Below are 26767 nucleotides of genomic sequence, written 5' to 3' on the forward strand. Positions count from 1 at the left end.
CGGAAGCAGACGTTCCTACAGACTCCGTGACAGGGAGGCGAGTTGCGGGAGGGGAGACTGCCACGCCTTTCTCGTCCACCCCCTTGGCGACCCCGACGGCGACTGGTACCTTCCTGGAATTGAGAGCGCTCTCACAGCACCACGCGGTCCCGCACCGCGCGCACCGGCACCCCCACCCGTACCGCTGAGCGCCACCCCCACTCCCCCACCCATCGTTGCCACGGACCGCGGAGTCGCCGCGGCGCTCCCCGGACGGACCACCTCCCACCCCGCACCGGTCCGCACGGGTCCCCGCCAGGTCCGGCGTGGCGATGCCCGCCCCTAAGGAGAAGGCCATGCCTTCTTTCACCGCGACCTCGGCCAGGACCGGACCGCCTCCCGTACGCCGCGACCGGCGCCCGCCGGGAGGCCCTCCGACGCCCTGAGCCTTGCCCGGCAAGGCCCCGGCGGGCCTTGTCCTGCAAGGCCCCGGCGTCCCACCGACCGGGGCTGCCGCCGCACCCGCCCGGCCTGCCGGGCCCGGCAGGCACGCCCCGAGTTCGGCACCTGCCGGAGGCGCCCTCCCTCCGCGCACGTGCCGCCGCTTCGCGACCGCACCCATGGAGCAGCGCTCGCCCGTGTGTCCCGGACGCCGACCGACCCCCGCCGGGGGCCGGCCGGTGCCGTCCCGTGCCGTCGCACCCACCGCACCGCGATGAAGAGGGAAGGACCACCACCCATGACGCACCACAGAACGCTCCCGCGCGCCCCGCGGCCACGACGGGGCGCCCGCGGCCTCCCGCTGCTGCTCGCCGTCCTGGCGCTCCTGCTCGGCGGGCTCGGCCTGGCACCGGCGGGCACGGCCGCCGCCGCGTCCCCCGACTACACCCAGAGCGTCAGCGCCACCAGCGCGACCCAGGCGAAGATCTCCTTCACCCCGACCACCTCGGCGCTCTACGTCGACGTGCACTACCTGGTCAACGCCGCCAACCAGCAGAACGTCCGGATGGTGAACGGCGCCGGCACCTGGACGCACACCGTCAGCGGCCTCGCCACCGGCAACGTGCTGGACTACTGGTTCACCTACGAGAAGAGCGGGCCGCAGTACGACACGCCGCACTTCAGCTACACCCAGGGCGGCAGCACCGGCGGTCAGGTGGCGCAGCCGGCCATCAGCCCGGCCGGCGGGCAGTTCGCCACGGCCCAGACGGTGACCATCTCCGACGCCACCGCCGGGGCGACGATCCGCTACACCCGTGACGGATCCACGCCGAACAGCGGCTCCCCGGTGTACACCGGCGCGTTCAGCGTCACCGCCAGCAGCACCGTGAAGGCCTTCGCCCAGGCCTCGGGGCTCACCGACTCCCCGGTCGCCTCGGCGACGTTCACCATCGGCGGCACCCAGACCAGCTGCCCGGTGCAGTCGGACACCCCGGACTTCGGCCCCAACGTGCACATCTACGACCCCAGCATGTCCGCCGCCAGCATTCAGGCGCAGCTGGACTCGCACTTCGACCAGATGAAGGACACCCTGTCGGCGCAGTTCAGCTCCAACCGGGTGGCCGACCTGTTCAAGCCGGGCACCTACAACGTCAACGACAACGTGGGCTTCTACACCTCCGTGGCGGGCCTGGGCCAGGAGCCCGGCCAGGTGACAATCAACGGCAACATCACGGTCGACGCCTTCAACGCCTCGGACGCGGGCAACGCCACCCAGAACTTCTGGCGCAGCGCCGAGAACCTCACCATCAACCCCGGCGGCGGCACCAACCGCTGGGCGGTGGCGCAGGCAGCCCCGTTCCGCCGGATCGACGTGCACGGCAACCTCGCGCTCTACCCGGCCAGTTACGGCTGGGCGAGCGGCGGCTACGTGGCCGACAGCCGGGTCACCGGTCAGATGGCGTCGATCTCCCAGCAGCAGTGGTACACCCGGGACAGCGGCCTCGGCAGCTGGGACGGCGGCGTGTGGAACATGGTCTTCTCCGGCGTCCAGGGCGCCCCGGCCAACACCTTCCCCGCCCCGCCCGAGACGGTGCTCGCCACCACCCCGGTGTCCCGCGACGTCCCGTACCTCTACGTGGACGGCTCCAACCGCTACCGGGTCTTCCTGCCGAGCCTGCGCACCAACGCGTCGGGCCCGAGCTGGGCGAGCGGCAGCACCCCCGGCAGCTCCCTGCCGATGAGCCAGTTCTACGTCGTCAAGGCCGGTGACACCGCCGCCACCATCAACAACGCCCTGGCCCAGGGCTGCAACCTGTTCGTCACCCCGGGCATCTACCACCTCAACCAGACGCTCAACGTCAGCCGCGCCAACACGGTGGTGCTCGGCATCGGGTACCCGACCTTCGTGCCCGACAACGGCGTCAACGCCATGCAGGTCGCCGACGTGGACGGGGTCCGGGTCAAGGGCCTGCTGTTCGACGCCGGCACCGTCAACTCCCAGGCGCTGCTGACCGTCGGTCCGGCGGGTTCGACCGCGAGCCACGCCGCCAACCCGACCACCGTCCAGGACGTGTTCTTCCGGATCGGCGGCCAGCTCGCCGGCAAGGCCACCAACAGCCTGGTCGTCAACAGCGGCAACACCGTCATCGACCACATCTGGGCCTGGCGGGCCGACCACGGCAACGCCGGGACGATCGGCTGGACCACCAACACCGCGGACACCGGCCTGATCGTCAACGGCAACAACGTGCTCGCCACCGGCCTGTTCGTCGAGCACTACCAGAAGTACGAGGTGATCTGGAACGGCCAGGGCGGACGCACCATCTTCTTCCAGAACGAGAACCCCTACGACGTGCCCAACCAGGCCGCCTGGAAGAGTTCGGCCTCGGTCAACGGCTACGCCGCCTACAAGGTCGGCGCCAACGTCACCAGCCACGAGGCCTGGGGGCTGGGCAGCTACTGCTACTTCAACGTGAACCCCGCGGTGGCCAACTACCACACCTTCGAGGTGCCCGACAACAGCGGCGTCAGGTTCCATTCACTGCTGACCGTCTCGCTGAACTACCAGGGCACCATCACCCACGTCATCAACGACACGGGGGCGGTGACGCCCACCGGCACGAGCCCGGTCAACCTGGTCTCGTACCCGTGAACCCGGCCCGGGCCGGACGACTCCGAGGGATCCTGACCGACCCGGATCATTGCCGAGCGGACGGATCCGAACGGTCCTGACCGACCCGGAGCGGTCCGGAGCGGTCCCGAGAGATCGGGGCGCCGGTCCGACCGGTGGTGGAACCGGTCGTGCCGCCGGAACGAGTGCGTTCCGGCGGCACGGTCCACTCCCGGCGGGGCCGGTCAGCCCGCCAGGACCCCGCTGCCCTCGCCGTTGAACGAACCGACCGTGTTGTCGCCGCCGACGTTGAAGATGTCGTCCCCGGCCAGCTGGTTGCCGTCACCGAGGACGATCGCCCAAGGGCCGGGCGAGGCATCGAAGTTGACGTCGGCGACGGCCACGCCGGGCAGGCCTGCCAGGCCTGCGGCGGCAGCCAGGACCAGCAGCAGCTTGGAGGTGCGGTTCATGGGGGTGTTCCCTTCCTCGACGGTGTCACCGCGACAGTAGGTTCCGGGGCCGCCGACCTCGGGGACTTACCGCCGAGCGGGTGTGTCGGCCGGTGCGCCGGCCTCGCCGGGCATCCGGTGCCCGGTGCCGGGCACCCGCGAAGCTCATTCCTTCTCCAGCCAGTCCGGCGTGCGGAACGTGCCGCCGTACATGGGCAGTTCGATCTTCTCCCCGTACCGCGCGAGCTGGGCCCACGGGCGGTTCAGGCCGGAGCTGCCCGAGCGGCGGACCCGGGTGACGGTGTCCAGGTCCAGCACGTCGACCAGGATCTCCTCGCCCGTCCCGGCCTGCTGGCGGACGATGCCCTCCGGGTCGACGACGACGCTGCCGCCGACGCCGGCCGGGTCCGAGGCGTTCACGTTGACGACGTACACCTGGTTGGTCCAGGCGTTGGCGCGGGCGCAGACGAGTTCCATCTCCCGGTCGCGGGTGGTGGTCAGGGTCGGCTGCAGGATCACCTCGGCGCCCAGCCAGGCCAGCTGGCGCGCGGTCTCGGGGAAGGATCCGTCGTAACAGATCGCCAGCCCGACGCGGGCGACGCCGGGGATGTCGAAGACCACGAACTCGTCGCCCGGGACGGTGTCCTCGTACGGCTGCCAGGGGAAGATCTTGCGGTACCTGGCGACGATCTCCCCCGCCGGGGAGACGGCGATCGCGGTGTTGTGGACGGTCCCGTCCTCGGTGCGTTCGAAGAGGCTGCCGGGCACCAGCCAGAGCCCGGTCTCGACGGCGAGGGCGCAGATCCGGTCGGTCAGCGGGCCGGGGACCGGCACGGCGGCCTCGGCCGTCCAGCCGGGGCGGCCCCGGAGCAGCGGCGCCTCGGCGGCGAGCAGCAGTTCCGGCACGACGACGAGCTGGAGGCCCGGGAACAGCTGGGCGGCGGCGCGGACCTGGTCGGCGAAGAGCCGCCAGCTGCCTTCGAGGTCGTGGGCGACCGGCCTGGTCTGCAGGGCGGCGATGGTGAGGGTACGCATGGCGATCAGTCCTCGGTGACGGTGAGCCGGACGACGGCCGTGCGGCCCTCGCGGAAGAAGCGGCGGAAGCGGGCGCGGACGATCAGCATGGCCACCGCGCCGGCCGCGATCGAGCCGACGCCGAGCAGGAACACCCCGCCGACGCCGTGGAAGGACGTACTGCCGTAGGCCGGGCTGAACATGTCGTGGGCGCTGCGGCCGAAGGCGGCCAGCATCATCAGCCCGCCGAGCAGCGGCAGGACGCCGCGCAGCAGCAGGTCCCGCGGGCTGCCGAGCAGCCGGCGCCGGAAGTACCAGACGCAGGCGAGCGCGGTCACCCCGTAGTAGCAGGCGATCAGCAGGCCGACGGACAGGATGGCGTCGCCGAGGAAGTCGCCGGACACCAGGCTCAGGAGCACCAGCAGGACGGCGGCGGCCGCGCCGAAGAACACCGTGGCGAAGGAGGGTGTTCTGTGCCGGGGGTGGATGCGGGCGAACGCGGCCGGCAGGGCGCCGTGGACGCCCATCGACAGGGTGGCCCGGGAGCTGCCGACGACGCAGGTCAGCAGCGCGGAGACGGCCGAGACGCAGACGGCGAGCTGGACGACCTTGGCCAGGGGGGCGCCCAGCACCGAGGGCGCGAGGGTGGCCAGCACGTCGGCGGCGTTGGCGGGGTTGCCGAGGCCGAGGCCGCTGTCGCCGGTGCCCGCGAAGCCGATCGTGGCGAAGGCGGTGAAGAGGTAGGCGGCGAGCAGGACGAGGGTCGAGATGACGGCCGCCTGGCCGGGGATCCGGCCGCTGTCGCGGGTCTCCTCGTTGACCGTGATCAGCGCGTCCCAGCCCCAGTAGATGTACAGGCAGAGCAGCACCGCCTCCGAGAACGGGCCGAAGCCGTCGAAGCCCAGCGGGTCGAGCCAGGCCAGGGAGGGGGTGGCGGCGCCCTCGCGGGCGAAGGCGGCGATGCCGAAGCCGAGCAGGGCGAGCAGTTGCAGGCCCAGCAGGACGTACTGGACGGAGGCGGCCAGCTGGAGGCCGCGGCGGGCGACGGCGGTGACGGCGACGAGCAGCAGGACGGCCGTCCCGGTCACGGCCGCGGTGTTGCCGGCCGGCGTCTCCAGGCCGGCGAAGGCCAGCAGGTAGCCCGCGCCGACCCGGGCGAGGGCGGTCATGGCCAGGAGCGTGGCGATCTGGACGACCCAGCCGCCGGAGAGCCAGCCCGCCAGGGGGCCGAAGGCGCGGGTGGTCCAGACGAAGGTGGTGCCGCAGTCCGGCATCTCCCGGTTGAGCTCGCGGAAGGCGAAGGCGGTGAGCAGGATCGGCACGAAGCCGAGCAGCAGCGCGGCGGGGGCCAGGTGGCCGGCCACCAGGGTCACGAAGCCGAGGGTGACGGCGATGCTGTAGGCGGGCGCGACGGAGGACAGGCCGAGGGCGACGGCGGCGAGCAGTCCGACGGATCCCCCGCGCAGGCCCTTGGAGGTGGGCGGCGCGTCGGGTGCCGCCTCGGCTCTCGCCTCGGCGTCGGGTGGTTCGGTGATCACGGGTGCTCCTGGTGAGGGACAGGGAGGGCTGGCTCGGCGAACACAGCTTGTTAAACGCAGATTTAAAACTCACCCGCACGATGCAGTCAAGGGCGGGGCTGGTAGTGTTAAACGAAGAAACAGAAACGGAACGGACCGACAGGACGACATGGCAGCCAAGAAGGGCCAGCAGGCCCGCCGGGCCGAGCTCGGCGCCGCGGTGCAGCGCGCACTGATGACCCGCGGACTGGAAGGCCTGCGCCTTCGCGACATCGCCGACGAGGCCGGCGTGACCCCCGCCGCGGTGCTCTACTACGGCGACCTCGACGCCCTGGTCCACGAGACCTACCAGCGGGCCATCGAGCGCTACAGCGAGCAGCGGGAGACCGCCACCGAGGCCTTCGCCGACGCCCCCGGCAAGCTCCGCGCCTGCATCGAACGGGGAGTCGCCGACGGCCCGGACGACGCCCTGACCCGGCTGCTGTTCGAGTACTGGCCGCGCTGCCTGCGCGACCCGAGGGCCGCAGCCCTGGACAGCGCTCTGACCGAGCGTCAGATCGCCCTCTACCAGGGCATCCTGGTGCTCGGCCAGGCTCAGGGCAGCTTCACCCTGACGGACCCGCCGCGCCTGCTCGCCGCCAGCATCGTCGCCATGGAGGACGGCTACCAGATGGAGGTCCTGGCCGGCCGCCGCAGCCGTACGGAGGTGATCACCGCGCTCCAGGCCTACGCCCGCGCCACCACCGGCCACGACCTGACGGCCGGCCAGGCCGCATCCTGACCGCCCGTATCCCGACCGCCCGCATCCTGACCATCCACATCCCGACCGCCCGCATCCTGACCATCCACATCCCGACCGGCCGCATCCTGACCGCCCGGCACACCGGCCGACCACGCCCGGACGGGCCGCCGGGCGGTCGGTCCGCCGGGCGGCCTCGTGTCGGTGATTCGCCCGGCACCACCGGATGCGGCACAGTGGGGCCCCATGAAGGCGCAGGCTGACCAGCGGAACGAGGCCGGACCGGCGGACGGGGCCCGGCGACGCCCGGTCCAGCAGCGCAGCCAGGAGCGGTACGAGCGCCTGGTGGACGCCTGCGCGGCGCTGCTGGACGAGGCCGGCGCCGGGGCCCTCACCACCAAGGCGGTCGCCCAGCGGGCCGGGGTGCCGATCGGCACGCTCTACCAGTTCTTCGCCGGCAAGGAGAGCCTGCTGGGCGCCCTCGCGACCCGGAACCTGGAGCGCTACCTCGACCGCCTGGCCCGCCGCCTGGAGGCGGCGCCGCCCCGGGGCGTACCGGGCTTCGTCGACCTGGCGGTGGAGGAGTTCGTCGCCATGCGGCGGGCGGTGCCCGGCTTCGGGCAGGTGGACTTCGGCCTGGTCGACCGGACCTCGCCGGGCGTCCGCGACGGGGAGCACCTGCTCGACCGCACCCTGGACAACAACACGGCCGTCGCCCTGCGCCTGCGGGCGCTCGGCGGCGCCCTCTTCGGTGCCGACGGGGACGCCGCCGGGCCGCCGGACGCCGGCCGTCCCGGCAGCACGCTGGCCCTGCGGGTGGCCCTGGAGGCCGCCGACGCCGTCCTCAAGCTGGCCTTCCGCACCGACCCGGACGGCGACCCGGTGCTGATCGCCGAGTGCAAGCGCCTGCTCGGCCGCTATCTCGCGGACGGCCCGACCGGCCCGGCCGGCCCCCGGCGGCCGGCCGCCGACACGACCCGCTGAAGCGTTGCGGCCCCACCCGCACGGAAGCACAGTGGAGACAGGACAGCTGCCCGGAGCACGGCAGCCGGCCTGTCGGCACCACGACAGCCGTCACTAGCTAAGGAGCAGATCGTGCATGCAGCGGTAGGTGACCAGCTCCACATCCACAGCAGGTCCGTGGGGATGGCGGACCGCACGGGGGAGATCACCGAGGTACACGGCGCGAACGGCGAGCCGCCGTACCTGGTGCGCTTCGAGGACGGCCACGAAGGGCTGGTCTACCCGGGCCCCGACAGCATCGTCGAGCACAGCAAGAAGAACAGCTGACGCGTTCCGTCCGTCCCGTGCCAGCCCGGCACGGGGCGGGCCCCTGACGTGTCCGCCGCCCCCCTGCCCGGCCCGCTGGCGGCGCTGGCGCCCCTGCTGGACGACTACGGCTACCTCGCGGTGGCCGTCCTGGTGCTGCTCGACAACTGCGGCGTCCCGGTGCCGGGCCAGACCGTACTGGTGCTGGCCGCCGTGTACGCGGGCACCGGACACCTCAGCCTCGCCGGCGTGATCGCCGTCGCGACGGCCGCCGCCGTCCTCGGCAACACCCTCGGCTACCTGATCGGCCGAACCGGCGGCCGCGCCTTCGTCGACCGCTGGGGCCGTTACGTGATGCTGACCCCCGCCCGGATGGAGCGCGCGAACGGCTTCTTCGAGCGGCACGGCGGCAAGGTCGTGACGGTGGCCCGCTTCGTGGACGGGCTGCGCCAGACCAGCGGCATCATCGCGGGGACCACCGGGATGGAGGCGCGCCGCTTCACCGTGTTCAACATCCTCGGCGCGGTGCTCTGGGTCGGCGTCTGGTCGGTGGCCGGCTACCTGGCCGGCGCGAACATCGGCACGGTGTACGAGCAGGTGGTCCGCTACCAGCTGTGGCTGCTGATCGGCCTGGGCGCGGCGCTGCTGGCCGCCCTCGTCCACCAGGTGCTGCGCCGGCGGGCCCGGCGCTGAGCGGAGGACGCCGCGCCCCCGGCGCCACGCCGGGCCGCCCCGCGGGGCGGCCCGCGACAGGGTCAGTCGAAGGACAGCCGCAGCACCTCGAAGGAGGAGGCGTAGCGGACGCCCAGCCGGCTGCCGGAGGCGCGGGCGAAGCCCTCCAGGAAGTCGGCGGCGTTGGCCATGTCGCCGCCGAGCCCGGCCAGGTACGCCCGGTGCGCCTTCAGCGAGGCGACGCCCGCCTCGAAGGAGTCGGTGGTGTCCACGGCGTGCCGGGCGTCGGGCGAGCCGGCCGCCCAGAGCTCCTTGACGCCGCTCCACGGCTGGTGGCCCTCGTCCAGGAGGTCGGGGAACACCCAGCGGTTGGCGGCGTCGCGCACCGCGTCCAGCACCGAGCGGCCGGTCGCGATGTGGTCCGCCTGGTTGGGCATGACACCGCCGTAGGTCTCCCGGAAGTTGGTGGTGATGACGATGTCCGGGCGGTGGCGCCGGATCGTGCGGGCGATGTCGCGGCGCAGCGTCAGGCCGTACTCCAGGACGCCGTCGGCGTGCCCGAGGAACTCCACCACGTCGACGCCGACCAGCGCGGCCGAGGCCACCTGTTCGGCCTCCCGGACGGGCCGGCACTCCTCGGGGCTCATCGAGTCGATGCCGGCCTCGCCGCTGGTGACCATCACGTAGACGACGCGCTTGCCCTGGGAGGTCCAGCGGGCGACGGCCGCGGCCGCGCCGTACTCCATGTCGTCCGGGTGCGCGACCACCGCGAGGGCGGTCTGCCAGTCCTCGCGCAGCGGCTCGAACGGTGCTGGCTGCTGGTCGTTCATCGGCACGGCTCCTCTGTCGGGTCCCCTGCGGGAGGGCTCGGTCCGATCTTCTCCCGGAGCCCCGTCCCGGTCACCCCGAATTCCGCTGCCCCGGGCCCCGGGCTCCGGAGAACGCACCGCGAGCAGCGCTCCGGCCCGCGCCGGCCGGCCGCCGTACCGGCCGCGCGGGCGGGCCCGCGGGCCGGGCCGCGCCGGTTTCAGCCGGCCGAGCGGAGGGAGTAGTTGAAGTCGGTGCTGCCGAAGTGGCCCATCAGGCGGAGCCAGAACGGCATCAGCATCTCCATGCCCCGGGCGCCCTTGATGTCGCCGAGGTCCAGCACCGAGCCGGCCGGCCAGCCGAACTGCTCCAGCAGGGCGACGACCTCGGCCTTGGCGTCCGGGTCGTCGCCCGCGACGAAGGCGTTGTGCTCGCCGGGAACGCGCCCGGGCTCGACCATCACCGGGGCGCTCATCGTGTTGAGCGCCTTGACCACCCTGGCCTGCGGGAACTCGCGCTGGATCCGCTCGCCGACGCTGTCCGTGCCCACCGGGTCCAGCCCGACCTCGCCCTCGGGCGAGAAGACCAGCGGGTTGGAGACGTCGATCAGGATCTTCCCGGCCAGCGCGTCGGCGCCGGCCGCCTGCAGGGCCTTGACGGAGACCGTGCCGGCGGTGGCGTTGACGATCAGCTCGCCGAAGGCGGCGGCGTCGGCGAAGGTGCCGCCGTGGCCGCGCGGCCCGGCCTGCTCGGCCCAGGTGGTGGCGGCCGTGTTGTCCTTGGTCCGCGAGCCGACGGTCACCTCGTGCCCGAGCGAGACCAGCTTGCCCGCCAGGGTGCGCCCGACCGTGCCCGTACCGATGATCCCGATCCTCACCGTACTTCTCCTGTTCGTAGACCGCCCCCTGCCAGCAGGGTGACGATACGTCAGGGCCGGCCGCCGGGCCGTCAGAAGCGGCGGGACGGCCGCGAGTCCCGGGCGGGACGGCAGGCGACGGGACGGCGGCCGGCCGCGGCCCCCGGACGGTTCCGGGGCCCGCGGCCGGCTCGGCGACCGGTCCGCCGGTTACTCCACCGTGACGCTCTTGGCCAGGTTGCGCGGCTTGTCCACGTCCCGTCCGAGGGCGACCGCCGCGTGGTACGCGAACAGCTGCAGCGGGATGTTCAGGAGCAGCGGGTCCAGCTCCGGCTCGCTCTTGGGGACGAGCACGCAGTGGTCGGCCAGCTTGGTCTCGGGCGTGCGGTGGGCGATCGCGAGGACCCGGCCGGAGCGGGCCTTGATCTCGCCGAGGGTGGTGAGGTTCTTGTCCAGCAGCTCGTCGTCGGGCACGAGGGCGACGGTCGGCAGCTCCGGGTTGATCAGCGCGAGCGGGCCGTGCTTGAGCTCGCTGGCGGGGTACGCCTCGGCGTGGACGTAGCTGATCTCCTTGAGCTTCTGGGCGCCCTCCCGGGCCACCGGGAAGCCGCGGACCCGGCCGATGAACATCATCCCCTCGCACCGGGCGTACTCGGCGGCCAGCTCGGCGATCTGCTGGTCGTTCTCCAGGATCTCCCGGATCTGGCCGGGCAGCGCCTTGAGGCCGGCCACGATCCGGCGGCCGTCGGCGGGCGAGAGGTCGTGGATCCGCCCGAAGTGCAGGGCCAGCAGGGCGAAGGCGACCACGGTGGAGGTGAAGGCCTTGGTGGAGGCGACCGAGATCTCCGGCCCGGCGTGCAGGTAGATGCCGCCGTCGCACTCCCGCGCGATCGCGCTGCCGACGGTGTTGACGACGCCGAGCACCCGGCCGCCCTTGCGCTTGATCTCCTGGACGGCGGCCAGCGTGTCGTAGGTCTCGCCGGACTGGCTGACCGCGACGTACAGGGTGTCGGCCTCGATCACCGGGTTGCGGTAGCGGAACTCGGAGGCCGGCTCGCTGTGCGCGGGGATCCGGGACAGCTCCTCGATCAGCTGGGCGCCCATCTCGCCGGCGTAGTAGGCGGAGCCGCAGCCGAGGATCTTCACCCGGCGGATCTCCCGCAGCTCGCGGGCGTCCAGGTTCAGCCCGCCCAGGTGCGCGGTGGCGAAGCGCTCGTCGAGCCGGCCGCTGAGGGTGCGCTCGACCGAGCCGGACTGCTCGTGGATCTCCTTGAGCAGGAAGTGCTCGTAGCCGGCCGTGTCGTAGGAGTCGATCTCCCAGTCGACGGTGGACGGCTGGCGGTGCGTGGTGCGGGCGTCCTCGGTGAAGGTGCGGAACCCGTCGGCGCGGACGGTGGCGAGCTCGCCGTCCTCCAGGTGGACCACCTGGCGGGTGTAGCGGACCAGGGCGGAGACGTCCGAGGCGACGAACATCTCCTTCTCGCCGATGCCCAGCACGATCGGGCTGCCGTTGCGGGCGACCACGATCCGGTCGGGCTGCTCGGCGTCCAGGACGGCGATGCCGTAGGTGCCGACGACCTTGCCGAGGGCGGCGCGGACGGCGTCCTCCAGGTCGGTGCCCTCGGTGGCGTGCGCGGCGATCAGGTGCGCGAGCACCTCGGTGTCGGTCTCGGAGAGGAAGACGGCGCCGTCGGCGGCCAGTTTGGCGCGCAGCTCGTCGGCGTTCTCGATGATCCCGTTGTGGACGACGGCGATCCGCTCGGCGTTGTCCAGGTGGGGGTGCGCGTTGGCGTCGCTGGGGACGCCGTGGGTGGCCCAGCGGGTGTGGCCGATGCCGGTGGTGCCCTTGAAGCGGGCCGGCACGGCGGCCGCGAGGTCGGCGACCCGGCCCTTGACCTTGCGGGTCTTCAGGCCGCCGGTGCGGCCGCTGACGGCGACGCCGGCCGAGTCGTACCCGCGGTACTCCAGCCGCTGCAGGCCCTCCAGCAGGAAGGGGGTCGCGTCCTTGGGTCCGATGTAGGCAACGATTCCGCACATGGGTCGCCGGCTCCTTCAGTGTGATTGCGTGGCGGGAGGTCTGCGCGAGGGCAGACGGGGTCGGGCGGCCCGGCTCAGCCGTAGACGATCCGGCGCAGCTGGCGGGCCGACAGCTGTGGGGCCGCGACCCGGCGCGCGGGCAGTTCGTCGGCCAGCCGGGCGAAGATCTTCTCGTTGGTGAGTCCGCGTGCCTGGAGTTCGCCGTGGCGGCGGCGGACGTACTCCTCGGTGCTCTCCGAGAAGTACGCCAGCACTTCCGCGACGACCCGCGCGGCCTCCCGCGGCCCCAGGGGGCTGGTGCGGGTGAGGTGGGCGAGCAGGTCCTCGTGAGGGTGTGGCGAGCTGGGCACGAGTGAGGAGCCTAGGCGGCCTCCGCGCCGGAACCAAAGATCCTGCCCGAATTCGGGCAGATCTTCAGACATTCAGCCCAGAGACCCGGCCCGGGGCCGCCGCGACCGCGCGCCGGACCACCGGGCCGCCGGCCCGCGGACCCGCCCGGCACCGGCCCCGCGTGCGCGCGCAACGCCGGGATGCGGCCGTTCGGAGCAGTGCGCGCCACCCGTGCGGCCCGGGCCCGCACCGGGCCGCAGGCCGTGCGGTGACCGGGCCGGAGCCGCGTCGTTGACCCGGTGCGATGTGCGGTAGCGTCGCCGACATCTCCCGAATGATGGTCAGAAACCACGATCAGCGGCCTGGTGCCCTCAGGATGGAGAGCGAAAGCCGTCCGTCTCGATCCACCGGGGGATCTTCGTCATGCAACCGCGGGTCTTCGCGATTCTCACCGCCTTCCTGCTGGGGGTGCTGGGCCTGGGGTCGGTGGCCGTCACCGACTGGACGCCCGCCCCGGCCACCGCCGCGACCGGCGCCCCCGGAGCGCCCGCGCCCGGCAGCGCGGCGCCTCCCGCCGGCACCCCGGCCGCCGCGGCGACCCCGACCGGGGACCCGGCCGTGTGGACCCGCAGCACGCTGCGGAACAAGGTGATGGCGGAGATGGAGCAGAGCGACCCCGGTGTCGCCCTGGCGGACCTCGACAAGATCACCAAGGAGAAGCCGTACACCGTGCGGTTCTGCCACCCGATCGCGCACGAGCTGGGCCACGCGGCGGTCAAGCGCTACAACGAGGACTTCCAGAAGGTCATCTCCTTCCCGCACGAGACCTGCGCGGCCGGCTACCTGCACGGCGCGGTCGAGGAGATGCTGAACGCCTCCAAGCAGCCCGAGGTGGACCTGCTCAAGCTGTGCGCGCCCGCCAACAAGGGCGCCTGCATCCACGGCGTCGGCCACGGCACCATGTTCGTCGCCAAGCAGGACGTCGCGGCGGCCCGCGCGCTGTGCAACAAGTTCCCCGGCGACACCAACAAGATCCGCTGCTCGGAGGGCCTCTTCATGCAGCTCTTCGGCCCGGACGAGGAGGACGAGAAGGCCAAGGCGAACCTGCCCGCCGACAAGATCGCCGCCGAGCCGCTCTACCCCTGCCCCGAGCAGCCAGCGCTCTTCCAGTCCGCGTGCTTCTTCTACGCGCCGACCTTCTACCTCTCCTCCCACGACTACGCCAACCACCCCGAGGCCTTCGCCGACGCCCTCAAGTGGTGCCTCAACGGCAAGGCCGCCGGCGGGGTGACGGACTGCAGCCGCGGGGTCGGCTCACGCACCATGAAGTACAACCTGGACCGCGAGGACTGGGCCGCCCAGCAGTGCGCCACGGCCGCCGACGCCTCCCAGCGCAAGGCCTGCGCGGAGGGCCTGGTCAGCTACTACACCGTGAACTACACCGACGGCGGCGCCGCCGGCCGGCTCTGCGCCAAGATCACCAACAAGGAGATCCAGGGCTACTGCCGGTCCGCCGCCGGGCTCTCCAGCACGCTGGACTGACCTCCCCGCCCGCCCCCGAGGGGCCCGCGCCGCCGTCACCCGGGGCCCGCACCGTCCGCACGCCGGGCGGCGCGGGCCCCTCGGCATACGCACCGTAGGATCTGCTCATCCAGGTGCGCCGAGGACGCCGCGCCGTCAGGCCCCCCACCTGCTGGAGCCGCACCATGAGCCCCGCCTCCCCCGCCGTGCCGCCCTCGTCCCCCACCCCTGTGGACGACTTCCGCGCCGCCGCCCACACCGCCGCCGACCTGGTCGCCGACTACCTCGGCGGGCTGCCCGGCCGCCCGGTCTGGCAGCCGATGGACCCCGCCGACCGGACGTCGCTGCTGGAGGCCCCGCTGCCCGAGGACGGCGTCCCCCTCGCCGAGCTGCTCGACTTCGTCGGCACCCGGGTGATGCCCGCGCCGATGGGCAACGGCAACCCGCGCTTCTTCGGCTGGGTGAACTCCGCACCCGCCCCCGCCGGCGTGCTCGCCACCCTGGCCGCCTCCGCGATGAACCCCAGCTCGGCCGGCGGCGACCACGCCGACGTCCACCTGGAGCGGGCCGTGGTGCGCTGGATCGCCGAGCTGGTCGGGTTCCCGCACCCGGCCGGGGGCGGCCTGCTGACCTCCGGCACCTCGATGGCGACCATCGTCTGCCTCGCCGCCGCCCGGGGCCGCGCCGCCCGCCGGGCCGGCTGGGACGTCCGCGAGGACGGCCTGGCCGGCATGCCCCCGCTGGTCGCCTACGCCACCGGGGAGACGCACTCCTGCGTCCGCAAGGCCGCCGAGCTGCTGGGCCTGGGCAGCAAGCACCTGCGGACCGTCCCCAGCGGCCCCGAGGGGCAGCTCGACACCGACGCGCTGCGCGCCGCGGTGGCCCGCGACCGCGCCGACGGCCTGCTGCCCTTCCTGGTGGTCGCCTCCGCGGGCACGGTCGGCACCGGCGCGGTGGACGCCTTCGACCCGATCGCCGACCTCTGCGCCGAGCAGGAGCTCTGGCTGCACGTGGACGGCGCGTACGGCGCCTTCGGCGTGCTCGACCCCGCGGTCGCCCACCGCTACGCCGGCCTGGAGCGCGCCGACTCGCTGGCGCTGGACCCGCACAAGTGGCTGGGCGTCCCGGTGGACTGCGGCTGCGCCCTGGTGCGCGACACCGACGAGCTGCGCGGCACCTTCAGCCTGGTCCCCTCCTACCTGCGGGACGAGGCGGCGGGCTCGCTCGGCTGGTTCTCCGAGTACGGCATGGAGCAGACCCGGCCGTTCCGCTCGCTGAAGGTCTGGGCGACCATCGCGCACCGCGGCCGGCAGGGCATCTCCGACGACATCGCCCGCTGCACCGCACTGGCCCGCCGGCTCGGCGAGCTGGTCGAGGCCGACCCCGAGCTGGAGCTGCTCGCACCGGTGCAGACCTCGATCGTGGCCTTCCGGCACCGCGCGGCGGGCCTGGACGAGGCCGCCGTGAACGCCGTCAACCGGGAGCTGCCGGTGGCGGTGCAGCTTCGCGGGCGGGTCTTCGTCACCGGAGCGCTGCTGGAGGGCCGCGAGATGCTGCGGGCCTGCCTGCTGAACGCGGCCACCACCGAGGCCGACCTCGAACTGCTGCTCGCCGAAGTCCGGTCCGCCGCGGCCGGGCTGACGGAGCGTCCGGCGGGGCGCTGAATCCGGGCGGCACCGGGGGAATGCGCGTACGAATGGTTCGACGAGACATTAACCCACAGGTCACGGGGGATTCGTGATCGTGAAACACCGGCGCGGCAGCATCATGGCATGGAACACCTGACGAACGGCCGCTCCCTCCCCCCGACGACCTCCCGCGCGCAGCGTCGCGGCGCCGGAATCCATCGCTGGCGCCGCGACACCGTCGAGCTCGCGGCGATCTTCCTCTCGGTCACCGCCGCCGACCTGGTGGCCAAGATCGTCGTGCACGGCCCGGACGGACCGCTGGTGCTCGCCGCCTCGGCGAGCGCCCTGCTCGCCACGGCGCTGTTCCACACCTGGTGGGCGCACCGCCACCTGCACGGACCGCCGTCGCCGGACACCCCCGCGCCGCCCGGCGCCGAGGCGGACGGCGCGACCGGGCCGATGGAAGACTTCGAGCAGACCACGCTCTGGCGGGTGCGCACCACGGTCGAGGACTCCCCCGGCAGCCTGGCCCGGGTGTGCACGGCCTTCGCCGAGCAGCGGGTCAACATCATCTCCATGCAGTCCCACCCGCTGCCCGCCGGGACGGTGGACGAGTTCTTCGTCCGCGCCCCGCTCTCCCTCACCCGCGCCGAGCTGACCCGGACCGTCGCCTCGGCCGGCGGGCACGACATCTGGACCGACCCGGCCGACGCGCACGACCTGGTCGACGTCCCCACCCACGTACTGGCCCTGGCGACCCGCACCGCGCTGGACGCCGCCGAGCTGCCGGTGGCCCTGCGGCAGCTGTTCGGGCAGTGCACCATCCGGCAGTTCCCCGGCGCCGGCAAGCGCGCCACCGCCGGGGTGGAGGGGCACGTGATGCGCCTGCCCGCGCCCTCGGGGGACCTGATCGAGCTGACCCGACCGCACCTGCCGTTCACCCCGACCGAGTTCGCCCGGGCCCAGGCCCTGGTGGAGCTGGACACCCTGCTCGGGCCGCGGGTGCCGCGGGTCAAGGCCCACCTCACCCTGCCCGCCGGGGCCGACCTGACCGTGCGCCGGGCCGACGCCGGCGACCACGAGGCGGCCCTGGCCATGCACGGGCGCTGCTCGACGGACACCCTGCGCAAGCGCTACCACGGCCCGGTACGGGACGCCGAGCGCTATCTGGACCACCTGCTGGACGCCCGGCACGGCCAGACCCTCGCGGTGGAGGCCGCCGACGGCCGGATCGTCGCACTCGGGCACCTGATGTGGGACGACGACAGTGCCGAGGTCGCCGTCCTGGTGGAGGACGGCTGGCAGCGCCGCGGGCTCGGGCTCGACCTGCTTCGGCGGATGTCCGCGCTTGCCCTGGAGGCCGGCGTCGACACCGTCTACGCGATCACCCAGGCCTCCAACACCGGGCTGATCTCCACCATGCGCAAGCTGGCGGCGCCGCTCGACTACCAGGTCGAGGAGGGCACCCTGGTGATCACCGCCCACCTGGCCGAGGCCACCGCCGAACTGCCCGTCCCCTGGCCGGGGCGACCGGGCCGCTGACACCGGGCCCGCCCCGCCGAGCCCGTCCCGTCCGGCCCGATCCGGTTCCGCCCCATCCCTTCCCGACCCTCCAGCACCGCTCCGTACCCGGACGGCCCCTCCGCCGCCCCGCCCCCGCCAGGGGAGCGGGGCGGCGGCGCCGCATCCGGCCCCGCCGCCCGCCGCCGCCCGGTGACGCAGATCACCGCCCGCGGCGACCGGCCGCCCCACGCCCGCGAGGCCCGCCGGGGAACCGGCCGCCCGGCCCCGGCCGTCCTGCGGTACGACAAGAACTCCGCGTGCCGTCCGTGCACGGCCCGTCCGGGAGGCCCCTGCGCGGGGCCCTCCGAGGGCCCGTCAGAGCTCCGCCCCGGCAATCCCGGCAGGCAGCGCGGGGTGCGGGACTCGGTCCCGGGGCGCGGAGTCGGTAGGCTGGCCCCGTCCCCGCCGCCCGACGGTCCGTTAACCGGCCCCCGGGTGGTGCCGCAGCAAGGAGGAACCACTGAGCATGGCAGGCACCGAAACGGAGGCCACAGGCGCGCGCGACGGCTCGCTGCCCGCCCGCGCCAAGATCGCCGTCACCGCCGGCCGAGTGGCCGCCGCCGTCTCGCGCAAGGCCGGCCGCGGCAGCGGTTCGGTGATCGGCGGCAAGATCGCCCTCAGGCTCGACCCCGATCTGCTCGCCACTCTCGCCGACCACCTCGACGTCATCCTGGTCAGCGCGACCAACGGCAAGACCACCACCACCCGTCTGATCGCCGAGGCCCTGCGGGCCGCCGGCCCGGTGGTGTCCAACGCGCTCGGCGCCAACATGCCCGCCGGCATCACCTCCGCGCTGGCCGGCGGCTCCGACGCCAGGTTCGGCGTGATCGAGGTCGACGAGAAGTACCTGGCCGGCGTCGCCCGCGACACCCGCCCGAAGGCGATCGCGCTGCTCAACCTCTCCCGCGACCAGCTCGACCGCGCGGCCGAGACCCGGATGATGGCCGAGAAGTGGCGCGAGGGCCTCAAGGACTCCGAGGCCGTGATCATCGCGAACGCGGACGACCCGCTGGTGACCTGGGCCGCGTCCTCCTGCAAGAAGGTGGTCTGGGTGGCCGCCGGACAGGCCTGGAAGGAGGACGCCTGGTCCTGCCCCGCCTGCGGCGGCGTGATGCAGCGCCCCGGGGACGACTGGTTCTGCCAGGACTGCGGCTTCCGTCGGCCCAACCCGCACTGGGCGCTGCAGGGCACCCACGTGGTGGACCCGCAGCGCGGAGCCTGGCCGATCCAGCTCCAGCTGCCCGGCCGGGCCAACCTGGCCAACGCCACCAGCTCGGCCGCCGTGGCCGCCGTCTTCGGGGTGGCCCCGCAGGTCGCCCTGGAGCGGATGCAGTCGGTGACGGCCGTGGCCGGCCGCTACGACGTGGTCCAGTACCAGGGCCGGGACATCCGGCTGCTGCTGGCGAAGAACCCGGCCGGCTGGCTGGAGACCTTCTCGCTGATCGACGGGCCGCCCACCCCGGTGATCCTCTCGGTGAACGCGATGGACGCCGACGGCACCGACACCTCGTGGCTGTGGGACGTGGACTACGAGCGGCTCTCCGGGCACCCGGTGTTCGTGATGGGCCAGCGCAAGCTGGACCTCGCGGTGCGTCTGGAGGTGGCAGGACTGCAGTTCCACGTGGTGGACTCGCTGGAGCAGGCCGTCCGGATGGCTCCCCCCGGGCGGATCGAGGCGATCGCCAACTACACCGCTTTCCAGCAGCTCAGGAAGGTCGTGGCGGGCTGATGACGACTCCAGGAACGCCCAACGGAAGGTCTTCGAGGATGAGTGAGAGCAGCCTGCGGCTGGTCTGGGTCTACCCGGACCTCCTCAGCACCTACGGCGACCGGGGCAACGCCCTGGTCGTGGAGCGCCGGGCCCGCCAGCGCGGCCTGAACGTGACCCGGATCGACGTCCGGTCCGACCAGTCGGTGCCCACCAGTGGTGACATCTATCTCATCGGCGGCGGCGAGGACCGCCCGCAGCGGCTGGCCGCCGAGCGGCTGCGCCAGGACACCGGGCTGGTCCGGGCCTCCGAGAACGGTGCGATCATTTTCTCGGTCTGCGCCGGGTACCAGATCCTCGGCCACGAGTTCATCAACGACCTCGGCGAGCGCGAGCCGGGCCTCGGCCTGCTCGACGTCTGGAGCACCCGCGGCGAGGGCGCCCGCAACGTCGGCGACGTGCTCGCCGACGTGGACCCGCGGCTCGGCCTGCCCCAGCTCACGGGCTTCGAGAACCACCAGGGCATCACCCACCTCGGCCAGGGCGTCTCGCCGCTGGCGACGGTGACCGTCGGCGGCGGCAACGGGACCGGCGACGGCACCGAGGGTGCCTGGCGGGACACCGTTTTCGGCACCTACCTGCACGGCCCGGTGATGGCCCGCAACCCCGCCGTCGCGGACATGCTGATCAAGCTGGCACTGGACGTGAACGCCCTGCCGCCGGCCGACACCACCTGGTACGACGCGCTGCGCGCCGAGCGGATCGCGGCCTCCCGCCAGCCCGCCTGAGACGGCCGTCACGGACCGGGTGCCCGCATCGCGGTCACCCGGTCCACGGATAATCGAATACGTACGACAATAGGAACGCTGGCCGCACACCCTCCTCGGCAGCCGGCTGCATTCCACGGCAGCGCCGACGGCGCCGCTGCCGTGTCGGTTCCTGTCCGGCCGGACACAGGGGCCCGCTATATGCTCGACCTCATGGTCGGATCCGAGCAGAAGTGTTCGATCCGATCAGCGCTTCACCCGAAGGTCATCTCCGCGCCACCCCGGCGCGGGAGCGGACCGCTACGGTGTCGGCGTGGTCCCAGCCTGGTAGTCCGGCCGTTCCTCGGTTCTGCTCGGGAGTTGCAAAGCAATGCGTATTGGTGTGCTGACCAGCGGCGGTGACTGCCCCGGCCTGAACGCTGTGATCCGCTCAGTGGTCCACCGGGGGGTGGTCGACCACGGCGACGAGATCATCGGTTTCCAGGACGGCTGGCGTGGCCTTCTGGAGGGTGTCCACCGCCCCCTGACGCTCGACTCGGTGAGCGGAATCCTCGCCCAGGGCGGGACGATCCTCGGTTCCTCGCGGGTCCAGCCCAGCCACCTGCGCGACGGCGTGGAGCGCGCCAAGAAGTACTGCGAGGACCTCGGGATCGACGCGGTCATCCCGATCGGCGGCGAGGGCACCCTCAAGGCCGCCAAGCTGATGAGCGACGGCGGACTCCCGGTGGTCGGCGTGCCGAAGACCATCGACAACGACATCGCCTGCACCGACGTCACCTTCGGCTTCGACACGGCCGTCTCGGTCGCCACCGACGCCCTCGACCGGCTGAAGACCACCGCCGAGTCGCACCAGCGCGTCATGGTGGTCGAGCTCATGGGCCGGCACACCGGCTGGATCGCCCTGCACGCGGGCATGGCCGCCGGCGCCCACGCCATCGTGGTGCCCGAGCGCCCCTTCCACATCGACCGGCTGACCGAGGTCGTCCGCGAGCGCTTCGACCGCAACAAGAAGTTCGCGATCGTGGTCTGCGCCGAGGGCGCCAAGCCCGAGCCCGGCACCATGCACTGGGAGGAGGGCGTCAAGGACATCTACGGCCACGAGCGCTTCACCGGTGTCGCCAACCAGCTCTCCCGCGAACTGGAGCACCGCCTGGGCAAGGAGGCCAAGCCGGTCATCCTCGGCCACACCCAGCGCGGCGGCACCCCCACCGCCTACGACCGGGTGCTCGCCACCCGCTTCGGCTGGCACGCCGTCGAGGCCGTCCACAAGGGCGCCTTCGGCCACATCACCGCCCTCCAGGGCACCGCGATCAACCTGGTGCCGCTGGCCGAGGCGGTCGCCGAGCTGAAGACCGTACCGGCGGAGCGCTACCTGGAGGCCGAGACCGTCATCTGACGGGCGCCGCCCCTCTCCTCCCCGCCGCCGCGGCCCCCCGGGTGTCCACCCGGGGGGCCGCGGCCGTGCCGGGGCGCGCCGCCCCGGCAGGCCGGTCAGAAGCCGGTGTCGTAGGTGTAGTGGCGGGTGTGGTCGAGCATGTCCGCCGGGGTGGTGTCGTTCCACGGCTTCATGGTCTCGCCGAGGTCCACCACGTTCGCGGTGCCCGCCGCCGGCAGGTAGCCCTGCCCGGGGTGGCGGCGCTGCCACTCGGCCCACAGCTTGTCGATGAAGCAGTGGTGCAGCCAGAACACCGGGTCGTTGGGCGACATGCCGGTGGTCATGTGACCGCCCACCCACACGTGCACCCGGTTGTGCAGGTTGACCCCGCGCCAGCCCTCCAGGTTGTTGCGGAAGCCCTCCGAGGAGCTGTTCCAGGGCGCGGCGTCGTAGGTCTGGATCGCCAGCACGGACTCCGCCTCGGCCCGGGTCGGCAGCGAGGCGACCGCACTGCCCAGCGCGCGCCGCAGGTAGTTGCGGCTGTCCGGGCGCACGTTCAGGGTCCACCCGCCGGCCGCGAAGGCGAACGGGCCGGTGGTCACCTGGCCGTCGCTGCTGCGGCCGTTGCCGCCCAGGAACCCGGCGTCCCAGAGCGAGGCGGAGGCGGTGCGGTCGGCCGTCCAGTCCCAGTACGGCAGGGTGACGTTCGGGTCCACGCTCTGCAGGGCCTGCTCGAACTGCAGCAGGAACCTGCGGTGCCAGGGCAGGAAGGACGGCGACCGGTGGCCGACCCGCTCCCCGTTGTCGGTGTCGCTGATGATGAACGAGTTGTGCGTGCTGACGAAGGCGTCGTAGCGCCCGGCCCGCTTCAGCGCGAGCACGGCGTTGACGAAGTCCCGCTTCTCCTTGGCCGTCAGGCTCGCCTGGTTCTTACGGACTGCCATGAGTCCCCCTCGGTACGAATCGATGCGTTGACATGCGGAGCGGCGGACGTCAGGCGAGCGGGCCGAGCGTGGCGCCCTGGAGCTCCTGCACGGCGGCGCGGGCGAGCGCACGGGGCGTGGGGAACGTCTGGTAGTGGTTGACGACGCTGATCCAGGTGCCGTCGGCGTTGCGCATCATGTGCAGCTCCTCGCCGTCGACCAGGACGGTGTAGCCGGCGGTGTGGTGGTGACCGCCGCCCTGCACCGGCCGGCCCTGGATCCGGCGGCCCTTGAAGACCTCGTCGAACTCGTCGGACGCCTCCGGGCCGGCGGCGGTGGCCTGCCCCCCGGCAGGTCCGGTGACGCCGAGCACGACCGTGCCGGCCGCCGCCGTCAGGGCGACGGCCGCGCCCTGCAGCATGCGTCGTCGTGTCAGTTCCGAGGCATGGGTGACCTGGGACATGGATGGACCCCCTCTTGCGCGCTCCCAGGGATGGCGGGACACGCGCGATGAACGTGCTTGATCACAGGCCGACGGAACGTCAGGTCCCGTCGACGGCGGCCCGGTTGACGGGCCGCGCCCGGCGGAGTTCATGATCGCTCCGCCTGTCCACATCCTCACAGGCCGTCCGGCGGCCGGGGAACGGCCGATCGGCGGGGTACCGGGGGTTGCCCTGTTTTCCGGACAATCGGTACCGAAGGGCCGAATGCCGATCCGGGGAAATTCTTCGGATTTTCCGGCATATCGACCGGACGATGTGATGATCTTGCACTGAAAGGATCATCCGGTGAAGATCTTCCGGTCGAGCCGCGAAGCAGTGACCGCCCTCACCCGCCACGGATGGCGCGATGCCGCGGCCCGGGCCCGCGCGCCGCACGGCCGCCCCGCCACCGCGGGCCGTTAGCGTGACCGGTGGCACCAGTCCACGACCGGAAGGTAGCGACGCCCCCATGGAGATCCTCGCCTACGGTGTGCAGGCCGACGAGCGGCCGCTGCTGGCCGCCGCCTTCGAGGGCCGCCACGCCCTGCGCAGCCTCGACGTGTTCCTCAACCACGACACCGCCCCGCTCGCCGTCGGCCACCCGGTGGTCAGCAGCAGCGTCAACGACGTCCTGGACGCCCGGACCCTCGGCGTCCTCGCCGCGGGCGGCACCAAGCTCATCGCCCAGCGCTCCACCGGCTTCAACAACATCGACCTCGAAGCGGCCGGGAAGCTGGGGCTCACCGTCGCCCGGGTCTCCTACTACAGCCCGTACGCCGTCGCCGAGCACGCCTGGACCCTCGCGCTGGCCGTCAACCGCCGCCTGGTCCGGGCCGCCGGCCGCTCACGCGAGTTCGACTTCCGCCTGGACGGGCTGATGGGGCGCGACATCCACGGCATGACGGTAGGCGTGGTCGGCACCGGCAAGATCGGCGAATGCTTCACCCGGATCGCCCACGGCTTCGGCACCCGGCTGCTCGGCTGGGACATCACCCCCAACCCGCACTGCCTGGACCTCGGGATGCAGTACGTCGAACGTGAGGAACTGCTCGCCCGCAGCGACCTGATCAGCCTGCACGTGCCGCTGCTCCCCGCCACCCACCACCTGATCGACGCCGACGCCCTGGCCGTCATGAAGGACGACGCCATCCTGGTGAACTCCAGCCGGGGCGGACTGGTCGACACCGCCGCCCTGGTCGAGACCCTGCGCTCCGGGCGCCTGTCCGGGGTCGGCCTGGACGTCTACGAGGAGGAGACCGGCGTCTTCTTCTTCGACCGTTCGGTCGAGGGCATCGACGACGACGTCCTGGCCCGGCTGATGACCTTCCCCCAGGTCCTGGTCACCTCGCACCAGGCGTACTTCACCCGAACCGCCGTCGGCCAGATCATCGAGGCCACCCTGCAGAACGTCGAGGACTTCGCCGCCGGCCGAGCCGGCGAGAACACCCTCGTGCCGACTCCCGGGAAGGCCTGAGACCGGCGGGACCGCAGAGCCGGCCGGCCCTGCCAGGGCCGGCCGCGCGGACCGGGCGGCCGGAACAGGCGATCCCGGCGGAGGGCTCACCCCTGCTCGGGACGGCGCAGCTGTTCGAGGCGGGTCGGTACCCAGTTCCACTGTTCGCCGTCGGTGTGCCAGCGCAGTGCGGTCCGGCGCCAGGCGTCGCGGACTCCGTAGCGGTGCAGCCGCATCCCGGCCGGCCAGAGCACGCCGGCGCGGGAATTCGGGCGCAGCGAGACGAACAGGGCCGGGACGTGGCCTCCGTCGAGGGTCGCCAGGACGCGGGCGCGGTGCGGCAGCCACATCCGCAGGAGTGCCGCCGTGGTGTCGTCCAGGGGTTGTTCCTCCTGGAACCCCGGTCCGCGGCCGGCCGGGTCGCGGCGCAGGACGACCGCGGAGCGCCGACGACGCCAGTCGGCCAGGTCGATCGCCGACACTTCACCGGACCGTGCGCCGGCCGTGATCGCCAGGGTCACCATCGCGGCGTTGCGGACCAGCAGGGACTCGCGCCAGCCCCCGTGCCGGCAGGCGTCGGCCGCGGCGGCCTCGGCCACCAGGCGCCGCACGACCTGCAGTCGCCGCGTTGGCGGGACCACCGGCAACGGATAGCGGGCGACGCTCATGTCGCACTCCCCTCCGGCTCCCCCGCCCCACCTGCGCGAAGGAGCTGCTTGGACTCGTTTTATCACACCCCTGGGACGGGTGACCGGCCCTTCAACCCCCGCCCGGCGCCTGAGGGGACCAACTCCCCGTCCGGCCGGACATGCGCGATGCGACGGCCTTGCCGAGGAGGACCGGGACGCGCCGGCCGTGGGCGGGCCGGACCGACGAAGGGGCTGGCCAAGGCGACACGGTGGGGGTGGGCCGGGGTCCGGGGTCCGGGGTCCCCGCGAGGGAACCATCGCTGCAGCCTCGTCACGGCAAGCACCTGCACGGTCCCGGCGGGTGACGGCGACCTCGATGATCACGAACCCGCTTCGCCGTCGGCCCCGGCCGTACCCCGGAGAATGACGGAGCCGTCCTGACGGGCCTGCTCGCACCGCCGGTCCGACTGGCCGGTCCCACCGGATCGGCCAAACGTGACGTGCCTCGGAGAAGGGCCCGAGGTTCGCCGGAATCGACGGACCCGACGCGAACGCCGAACAGACGGCGACCGCCAGGAATCCGCGGCGCTTCCGCTGCTGCCACCCCGCGCAGCCGGCCGTCCATGGATCGCGTCCACCGGGGCGCGGTCCCCGGGACCGCGCCAGCTGCCGGCCGGGCGGGGCGCTGTCCCACCGGCCGGACCAGCGGCCGGCCCGGCCCGCTACGACGGGTCGGCGGGGCCGTCCGGCCGCAGGAGACCGGCCACCGACAGGGCGCCCCAGCCGACCGACACCACGACGGCCATCGCCCGGTGCCGGCGCCGGGGCAGGGCGGTGGCGAGCAGCGCCGCGTCGCCGAAGTCGGAGGCGATCCGGATCAGCGTCGCGGTGCGCAGACTGCGGTCGTCGGGGGCCAGCAGCATCGCCAGGCCGCAGGCCGCGTCGCGGAACGCGAGCGGCCGGACGCAGGCGGCCACCGCCGGGGGCACCTCACCGGCCGGGCCGGTCAGTCCGGACGGCCTCGCCAGCAGGGCGGGCCGTCGGGTCACGGCGAGGCCGTAGAGGGCGGTGGCCGCGCCGGTGAGTCGCAGCAGCGGACGGTTCATTGGGGCCTCCCTGGCTCCGGCCGGTCGGCCGCGGACCGGCCACCGTCTGGTTCGGAGCCGGTCCCCGGCGTGGATGGGGCCGCCGGCACCGGCCGCCCCGACCGAGCCTCGCACCCCACCGCCGGGGCCCGCATCCGGACGGCCGCACCGGGACCCGGACCGCCGGGGACGGCGGACCCGCCCGGCGGCAGGCGCGGCGGCAGGCCCGGCGCCCGGTGACGGCCCCGGCTGTCGGACCCCGACCGTACGATCTGCGCCATGAGAGCCTCAGGAACGTTCACCGTGAAGAGCTTCGTGCCGACCGAGCTGGTGCCCTCCCCCGCCGTCCCGACCGGCGTGCCGGTGGGGGTCGCGACGATGGAGAAGCAGTTCGAGGGCGAGGTAGCCGGCCGTTCGGCGACGCTGTTCACCGCCGCCTTCGACCAGGCGACCGGGGTCGGCACCTATCTGGCCATGGAGTCCTTCGAGGGCTCGCTGAACGGCCGGCACGGCGCCTTCAACTTCGCCCACTCGGCCACCACCGGCGGCACCGACCGCAGCAACGAGTTCTTCGTCCTCGTCCCCTCCAGCGGCACCGGCGAGCTGGCCGGGATCACCGGTGGCGGCGGGCTGACGGTGGAGGCCGACGGCACCCACCGGATCTGGTTCGACTACGAGATCGGCTGAGCCGGCGCGGGCGGTCCGCAGGGCGTGCGGCCCGGTCGTCCACCGGCCGTCCATCGGGGCCGCCCGCCCGGTCCGTCCATCGCCCGGCACGCCGCACCGGGGGCGGGTGCGGACCGGGTGTAAGCCACGCCTAGGCTGTATGCCGAAGCAAAACGGACGAACCGGACCCGTGCGGGCCGCGTCGAAGGAAAGCAGGACCCGCCGATGGGCGACGACGGAATGGCA

24 protein-coding genes are annotated in these 26767 nt (G+C 73.2%); 13 read left to right on the plus strand and 11 right to left on the minus strand.

All coding sequences use genetic code 11. The annotated features are described in order from the left end of the window. The first annotated feature begins 718 nt into the window (after nucleotides 1-718). On the plus strand, nucleotides 719-3073 hold the full coding sequence (locus tag J2S46_RS07340; RefSeq protein WP_191290816.1) for a chitobiase/beta-hexosaminidase C-terminal domain-containing protein: 2355 nt from the start codon (nucleotides 719-721) through the stop codon (nucleotides 3071-3073). Nucleotides 3074-3276: 203 nt separating this feature from the next. On the opposite strand, the gene J2S46_RS07345 is transcribed toward J2S46_RS07340, so the two are convergent. The 3 genes from J2S46_RS07345 to J2S46_RS07355 form a co-directional block, all read right to left on the minus strand. Next, nucleotides 3277-3501, minus strand: a complete 225-nt coding sequence (locus J2S46_RS07345; protein ID WP_073926994.1) for a hypothetical protein — start codon at nucleotides 3499-3501, stop codon at nucleotides 3277-3279. A 144-nt stretch (nucleotides 3502-3645) separates the two neighbouring features. Beyond that, entirely contained in the window at nucleotides 3646-4515 is an 870-nt protein-coding gene (locus J2S46_RS07350) for a carbon-nitrogen hydrolase family protein (RefSeq protein ID WP_191290815.1), read from the minus strand. Nucleotides 4516-4520: 5 nt separating this feature from the next. Further along, the gene (locus tag J2S46_RS07355; RefSeq protein WP_229912839.1) at nucleotides 4521-6032 is read right to left on the minus strand and encodes an APC family permease; all 1512 of its coding nucleotides are present in this window, start codon (nucleotides 6030-6032) and stop codon (nucleotides 4521-4523) included. A gap of 148 nt (nucleotides 6033-6180) precedes the next feature. Here J2S46_RS07355 and J2S46_RS07360 point away from each other — a divergent pair, with 148 nt between their 5' ends. From J2S46_RS07360 to J2S46_RS07375, 4 genes are all read left to right on the plus strand, one after another. Further along, nucleotides 6181-6792 carry a TetR/AcrR family transcriptional regulator gene (locus J2S46_RS07360; protein WP_191290814.1) on the plus strand — a complete coding sequence of 204 codons (612 nt, stop codon included), beginning with the start codon at nucleotides 6181-6183 and terminating at the stop codon, nucleotides 6790-6792. Between the two features lie 204 nt (nucleotides 6793-6996). Continuing rightward, a complete protein-coding gene (locus tag J2S46_RS07365) occupies nucleotides 6997-7734 on the plus strand; it encodes a TetR/AcrR family transcriptional regulator (RefSeq protein WP_191290813.1) in 738 nt (245 codons plus the stop codon). A 111-nt stretch (nucleotides 7735-7845) separates the two neighbouring features. After that, nucleotides 7846-8040 (plus strand): DUF1918 domain-containing protein, encoded by a 195-nt coding sequence (locus tag J2S46_RS07370; protein WP_073926996.1) that lies wholly within the window; start codon nucleotides 7846-7848, stop codon nucleotides 8038-8040. A 48-nt stretch (nucleotides 8041-8088) separates the two neighbouring features. After that, on the plus strand, nucleotides 8089-8712 hold the full coding sequence (locus J2S46_RS07375; RefSeq protein WP_191290812.1) for a DedA family protein: 624 nt from the start codon (nucleotides 8089-8091) through the stop codon (nucleotides 8710-8712). Nucleotides 8713-8774: 62 nt separating this feature from the next. Here J2S46_RS07375 and J2S46_RS07380 read toward each other — a convergent pair whose 3' ends face one another. From J2S46_RS07380 to J2S46_RS07395, 4 genes are all read right to left on the minus strand, one after another. Then, nucleotides 8775-9521: a PIG-L deacetylase family protein gene (locus tag J2S46_RS07380; RefSeq protein ID WP_191290811.1), complete on the minus strand. Its 747-nt coding sequence runs from the start codon at nucleotides 9519-9521 to the stop codon at nucleotides 8775-8777. A gap of 197 nt (nucleotides 9522-9718) precedes the next feature. Then, nucleotides 9719-10375 carry an NADPH-dependent F420 reductase gene (locus J2S46_RS07385; protein WP_191290810.1) on the minus strand — a complete coding sequence of 219 codons (657 nt, stop codon included), beginning with the start codon at nucleotides 10373-10375 and terminating at the stop codon, nucleotides 9719-9721. A 189-nt stretch (nucleotides 10376-10564) separates the two neighbouring features. Further along, entirely contained in the window at nucleotides 10565-12391 is a 1827-nt protein-coding gene (gene glmS / locus J2S46_RS07390; RefSeq protein WP_191290809.1) for a glutamine--fructose-6-phosphate transaminase (isomerizing), read from the minus strand. Nucleotides 12392-12465: 74 nt separating this feature from the next. After that, nucleotides 12466-12741 carry a hypothetical protein gene (locus J2S46_RS07395; protein WP_073927001.1) on the minus strand — a complete coding sequence of 92 codons (276 nt, stop codon included), beginning with the start codon at nucleotides 12739-12741 and terminating at the stop codon, nucleotides 12466-12468. A 403-nt stretch (nucleotides 12742-13144) separates the two neighbouring features. Between J2S46_RS07395 and J2S46_RS07400 the strand changes: the two genes are divergently transcribed. From J2S46_RS07400 to J2S46_RS07425, 6 genes are all read left to right on the plus strand, one after another. Further along, the gene (locus J2S46_RS07400; RefSeq protein ID WP_191290808.1) at nucleotides 13145-14263 is read left to right on the plus strand and encodes a hypothetical protein; all 1119 of its coding nucleotides are present in this window, start codon (nucleotides 13145-13147) and stop codon (nucleotides 14261-14263) included. A 164-nt stretch (nucleotides 14264-14427) separates the two neighbouring features. Beyond that, nucleotides 14428-15906, plus strand: a complete 1479-nt coding sequence (locus J2S46_RS07405) for a pyridoxal phosphate-dependent decarboxylase family protein (protein ID WP_191290807.1) — start codon at nucleotides 14428-14430, stop codon at nucleotides 15904-15906. A gap of 108 nt (nucleotides 15907-16014) precedes the next feature. Beyond that, nucleotides 16015-17412, plus strand: coding sequence for a GNAT family N-acetyltransferase (locus J2S46_RS07410; RefSeq protein WP_191290806.1), 1398 nt, complete (start codon nucleotides 16015-16017; stop codon nucleotides 17410-17412). Between the two features lie 487 nt (nucleotides 17413-17899). Beyond that, nucleotides 17900-19162: a MurT ligase domain-containing protein gene (locus J2S46_RS07415; RefSeq protein WP_191290805.1), complete on the plus strand. Its 1263-nt coding sequence runs from the start codon at nucleotides 17900-17902 to the stop codon at nucleotides 19160-19162. Nucleotides 19163-19200: 38 nt separating this feature from the next. After that, nucleotides 19201-19929, plus strand: a complete 729-nt coding sequence (locus J2S46_RS07420; RefSeq protein WP_073927006.1) for a type 1 glutamine amidotransferase — start codon at nucleotides 19201-19203, stop codon at nucleotides 19927-19929. Between the two features lie 349 nt (nucleotides 19930-20278). Beyond that, entirely contained in the window at nucleotides 20279-21304 is a 1026-nt protein-coding gene (locus J2S46_RS07425; RefSeq protein WP_191290804.1) for a 6-phosphofructokinase, read from the plus strand. A gap of 95 nt (nucleotides 21305-21399) precedes the next feature. On the opposite strand, the gene melC2 is transcribed toward J2S46_RS07425, so the two are convergent. Further along, a complete protein-coding gene (melC2, locus tag J2S46_RS07430) occupies nucleotides 21400-22227 on the minus strand; it encodes a tyrosinase MelC2 (RefSeq protein ID WP_191290803.1) in 828 nt (275 codons plus the stop codon). 49 nt (nucleotides 22228-22276) lie between these two features. Then, nucleotides 22277-22669 (minus strand): apotyrosinase chaperone MelC1, encoded by a 393-nt coding sequence (melC1, locus tag J2S46_RS07435; protein WP_191290802.1) that lies wholly within the window; start codon nucleotides 22667-22669, stop codon nucleotides 22277-22279. 488 nt (nucleotides 22670-23157) lie between these two features. Here melC1 and J2S46_RS07440 point away from each other — a divergent pair, with 488 nt between their 5' ends. Then, a complete protein-coding gene (locus tag J2S46_RS07440) occupies nucleotides 23158-24162 on the plus strand; it encodes a 2-hydroxyacid dehydrogenase (protein ID WP_191290801.1) in 1005 nt (334 codons plus the stop codon). A gap of 86 nt (nucleotides 24163-24248) precedes the next feature. Here J2S46_RS07440 and J2S46_RS07445 read toward each other — a convergent pair whose 3' ends face one another. Beyond that, nucleotides 24249-24809, minus strand: coding sequence for a site-specific integrase (locus J2S46_RS07445; protein WP_191290800.1), 561 nt, complete (start codon nucleotides 24807-24809; stop codon nucleotides 24249-24251). A 683-nt stretch (nucleotides 24810-25492) separates the two neighbouring features. Then, on the minus strand, nucleotides 25493-25876 hold the full coding sequence (locus J2S46_RS07450) for a hypothetical protein (protein ID WP_191290799.1): 384 nt from the start codon (nucleotides 25874-25876) through the stop codon (nucleotides 25493-25495). A 258-nt stretch (nucleotides 25877-26134) separates the two neighbouring features. Here J2S46_RS07450 and J2S46_RS07455 point away from each other — a divergent pair, with 258 nt between their 5' ends. After that, nucleotides 26135-26542: a DUF3224 domain-containing protein gene (locus J2S46_RS07455; protein WP_191290798.1), complete on the plus strand. Its 408-nt coding sequence runs from the start codon at nucleotides 26135-26137 to the stop codon at nucleotides 26540-26542. The last annotated feature ends 225 nt before the right edge of the window (nucleotides 26543-26767 follow it).

The organism is Kitasatospora herbaricolor, assembly GCF_030813695.1.
Lineage (GTDB): Bacteria > Actinomycetota > Actinomycetes > Streptomycetales > Streptomycetaceae > Kitasatospora > Kitasatospora herbaricolor.

What these genes read in the sequence shown, in the direction of transcription:
- J2S46_RS07340 (WP_191290816.1), top strand. Translation starts at nt 719, where the DNA reads ATGACGCACCACAGAACGCTCCCGCGCGCCCCGCGGCCACGACGGGGC.
- J2S46_RS07345 (WP_073926994.1), bottom strand. Translation starts at nt 3,501, where the DNA reads ATGAACCGCACCTCCAAGCTGCTGCTGGTCCTGGCTGCCGCCGCAGGC.
- J2S46_RS07350 (WP_191290815.1), bottom strand. Translation starts at nt 4,515, where the DNA reads ATGCGTACCCTCACCATCGCCGCCCTGCAGACCAGGCCGGTCGCCCAC.
- J2S46_RS07360 (WP_191290814.1), top strand. Translation starts at nt 6,181, where the DNA reads ATGGCAGCCAAGAAGGGCCAGCAGGCCCGCCGGGCCGAGCTCGGCGCC.
- J2S46_RS07365 (WP_191290813.1), top strand. Translation starts at nt 6,997, where the DNA reads ATGAAGGCGCAGGCTGACCAGCGGAACGAGGCCGGACCGGCGGACGGG.
- J2S46_RS07380 (WP_191290811.1), bottom strand. Translation starts at nt 9,521, where the DNA reads ATGAACGACCAGCAGCCAGCACCGTTCGAGCCGCTGCGCGAGGACTGG.
- glmS (WP_191290809.1), bottom strand. Translation starts at nt 12,391, where the DNA reads ATGTGCGGAATCGTTGCCTACATCGGACCCAAGGACGCGACCCCCTTC.
- J2S46_RS07400 (WP_191290808.1), top strand. Translation starts at nt 13,145, where the DNA reads ATGCAACCGCGGGTCTTCGCGATTCTCACCGCCTTCCTGCTGGGGGTG.
- J2S46_RS07405 (WP_191290807.1), top strand. Translation starts at nt 14,428, where the DNA reads ATGAGCCCCGCCTCCCCCGCCGTGCCGCCCTCGTCCCCCACCCCTGTG.
- J2S46_RS07410 (WP_191290806.1), top strand. Translation starts at nt 16,015, where the DNA reads ATGGAACACCTGACGAACGGCCGCTCCCTCCCCCCGACGACCTCCCGC.
- J2S46_RS07415 (WP_191290805.1), top strand. Translation starts at nt 17,900, where the DNA reads ATGGCAGGCACCGAAACGGAGGCCACAGGCGCGCGCGACGGCTCGCTG.
- J2S46_RS07420 (WP_073927006.1), top strand. Translation starts at nt 19,201, where the DNA reads ATGAGTGAGAGCAGCCTGCGGCTGGTCTGGGTCTACCCGGACCTCCTC.
- J2S46_RS07425 (WP_191290804.1), top strand. Translation starts at nt 20,279, where the DNA reads ATGCGTATTGGTGTGCTGACCAGCGGCGGTGACTGCCCCGGCCTGAAC.
- melC2 (WP_191290803.1), bottom strand. Translation starts at nt 22,227, where the DNA reads ATGGCAGTCCGTAAGAACCAGGCGAGCCTGACGGCCAAGGAGAAGCGG.
- melC1 (WP_191290802.1), bottom strand. Translation starts at nt 22,669, where the DNA reads ATGTCCCAGGTCACCCATGCCTCGGAACTGACACGACGACGCATGCTG.
- J2S46_RS07440 (WP_191290801.1), top strand. Translation starts at nt 23,158, where the DNA reads ATGGAGATCCTCGCCTACGGTGTGCAGGCCGACGAGCGGCCGCTGCTG.
- J2S46_RS07445 (WP_191290800.1), bottom strand. Translation starts at nt 24,809, where the DNA reads ATGAGCGTCGCCCGCTATCCGTTGCCGGTGGTCCCGCCAACGCGGCGA.
- J2S46_RS07450 (WP_191290799.1), bottom strand. Translation starts at nt 25,876, where the DNA reads ATGAACCGTCCGCTGCTGCGACTCACCGGCGCGGCCACCGCCCTCTAC.
- J2S46_RS07455 (WP_191290798.1), top strand. Translation starts at nt 26,135, where the DNA reads ATGAGAGCCTCAGGAACGTTCACCGTGAAGAGCTTCGTGCCGACCGAG.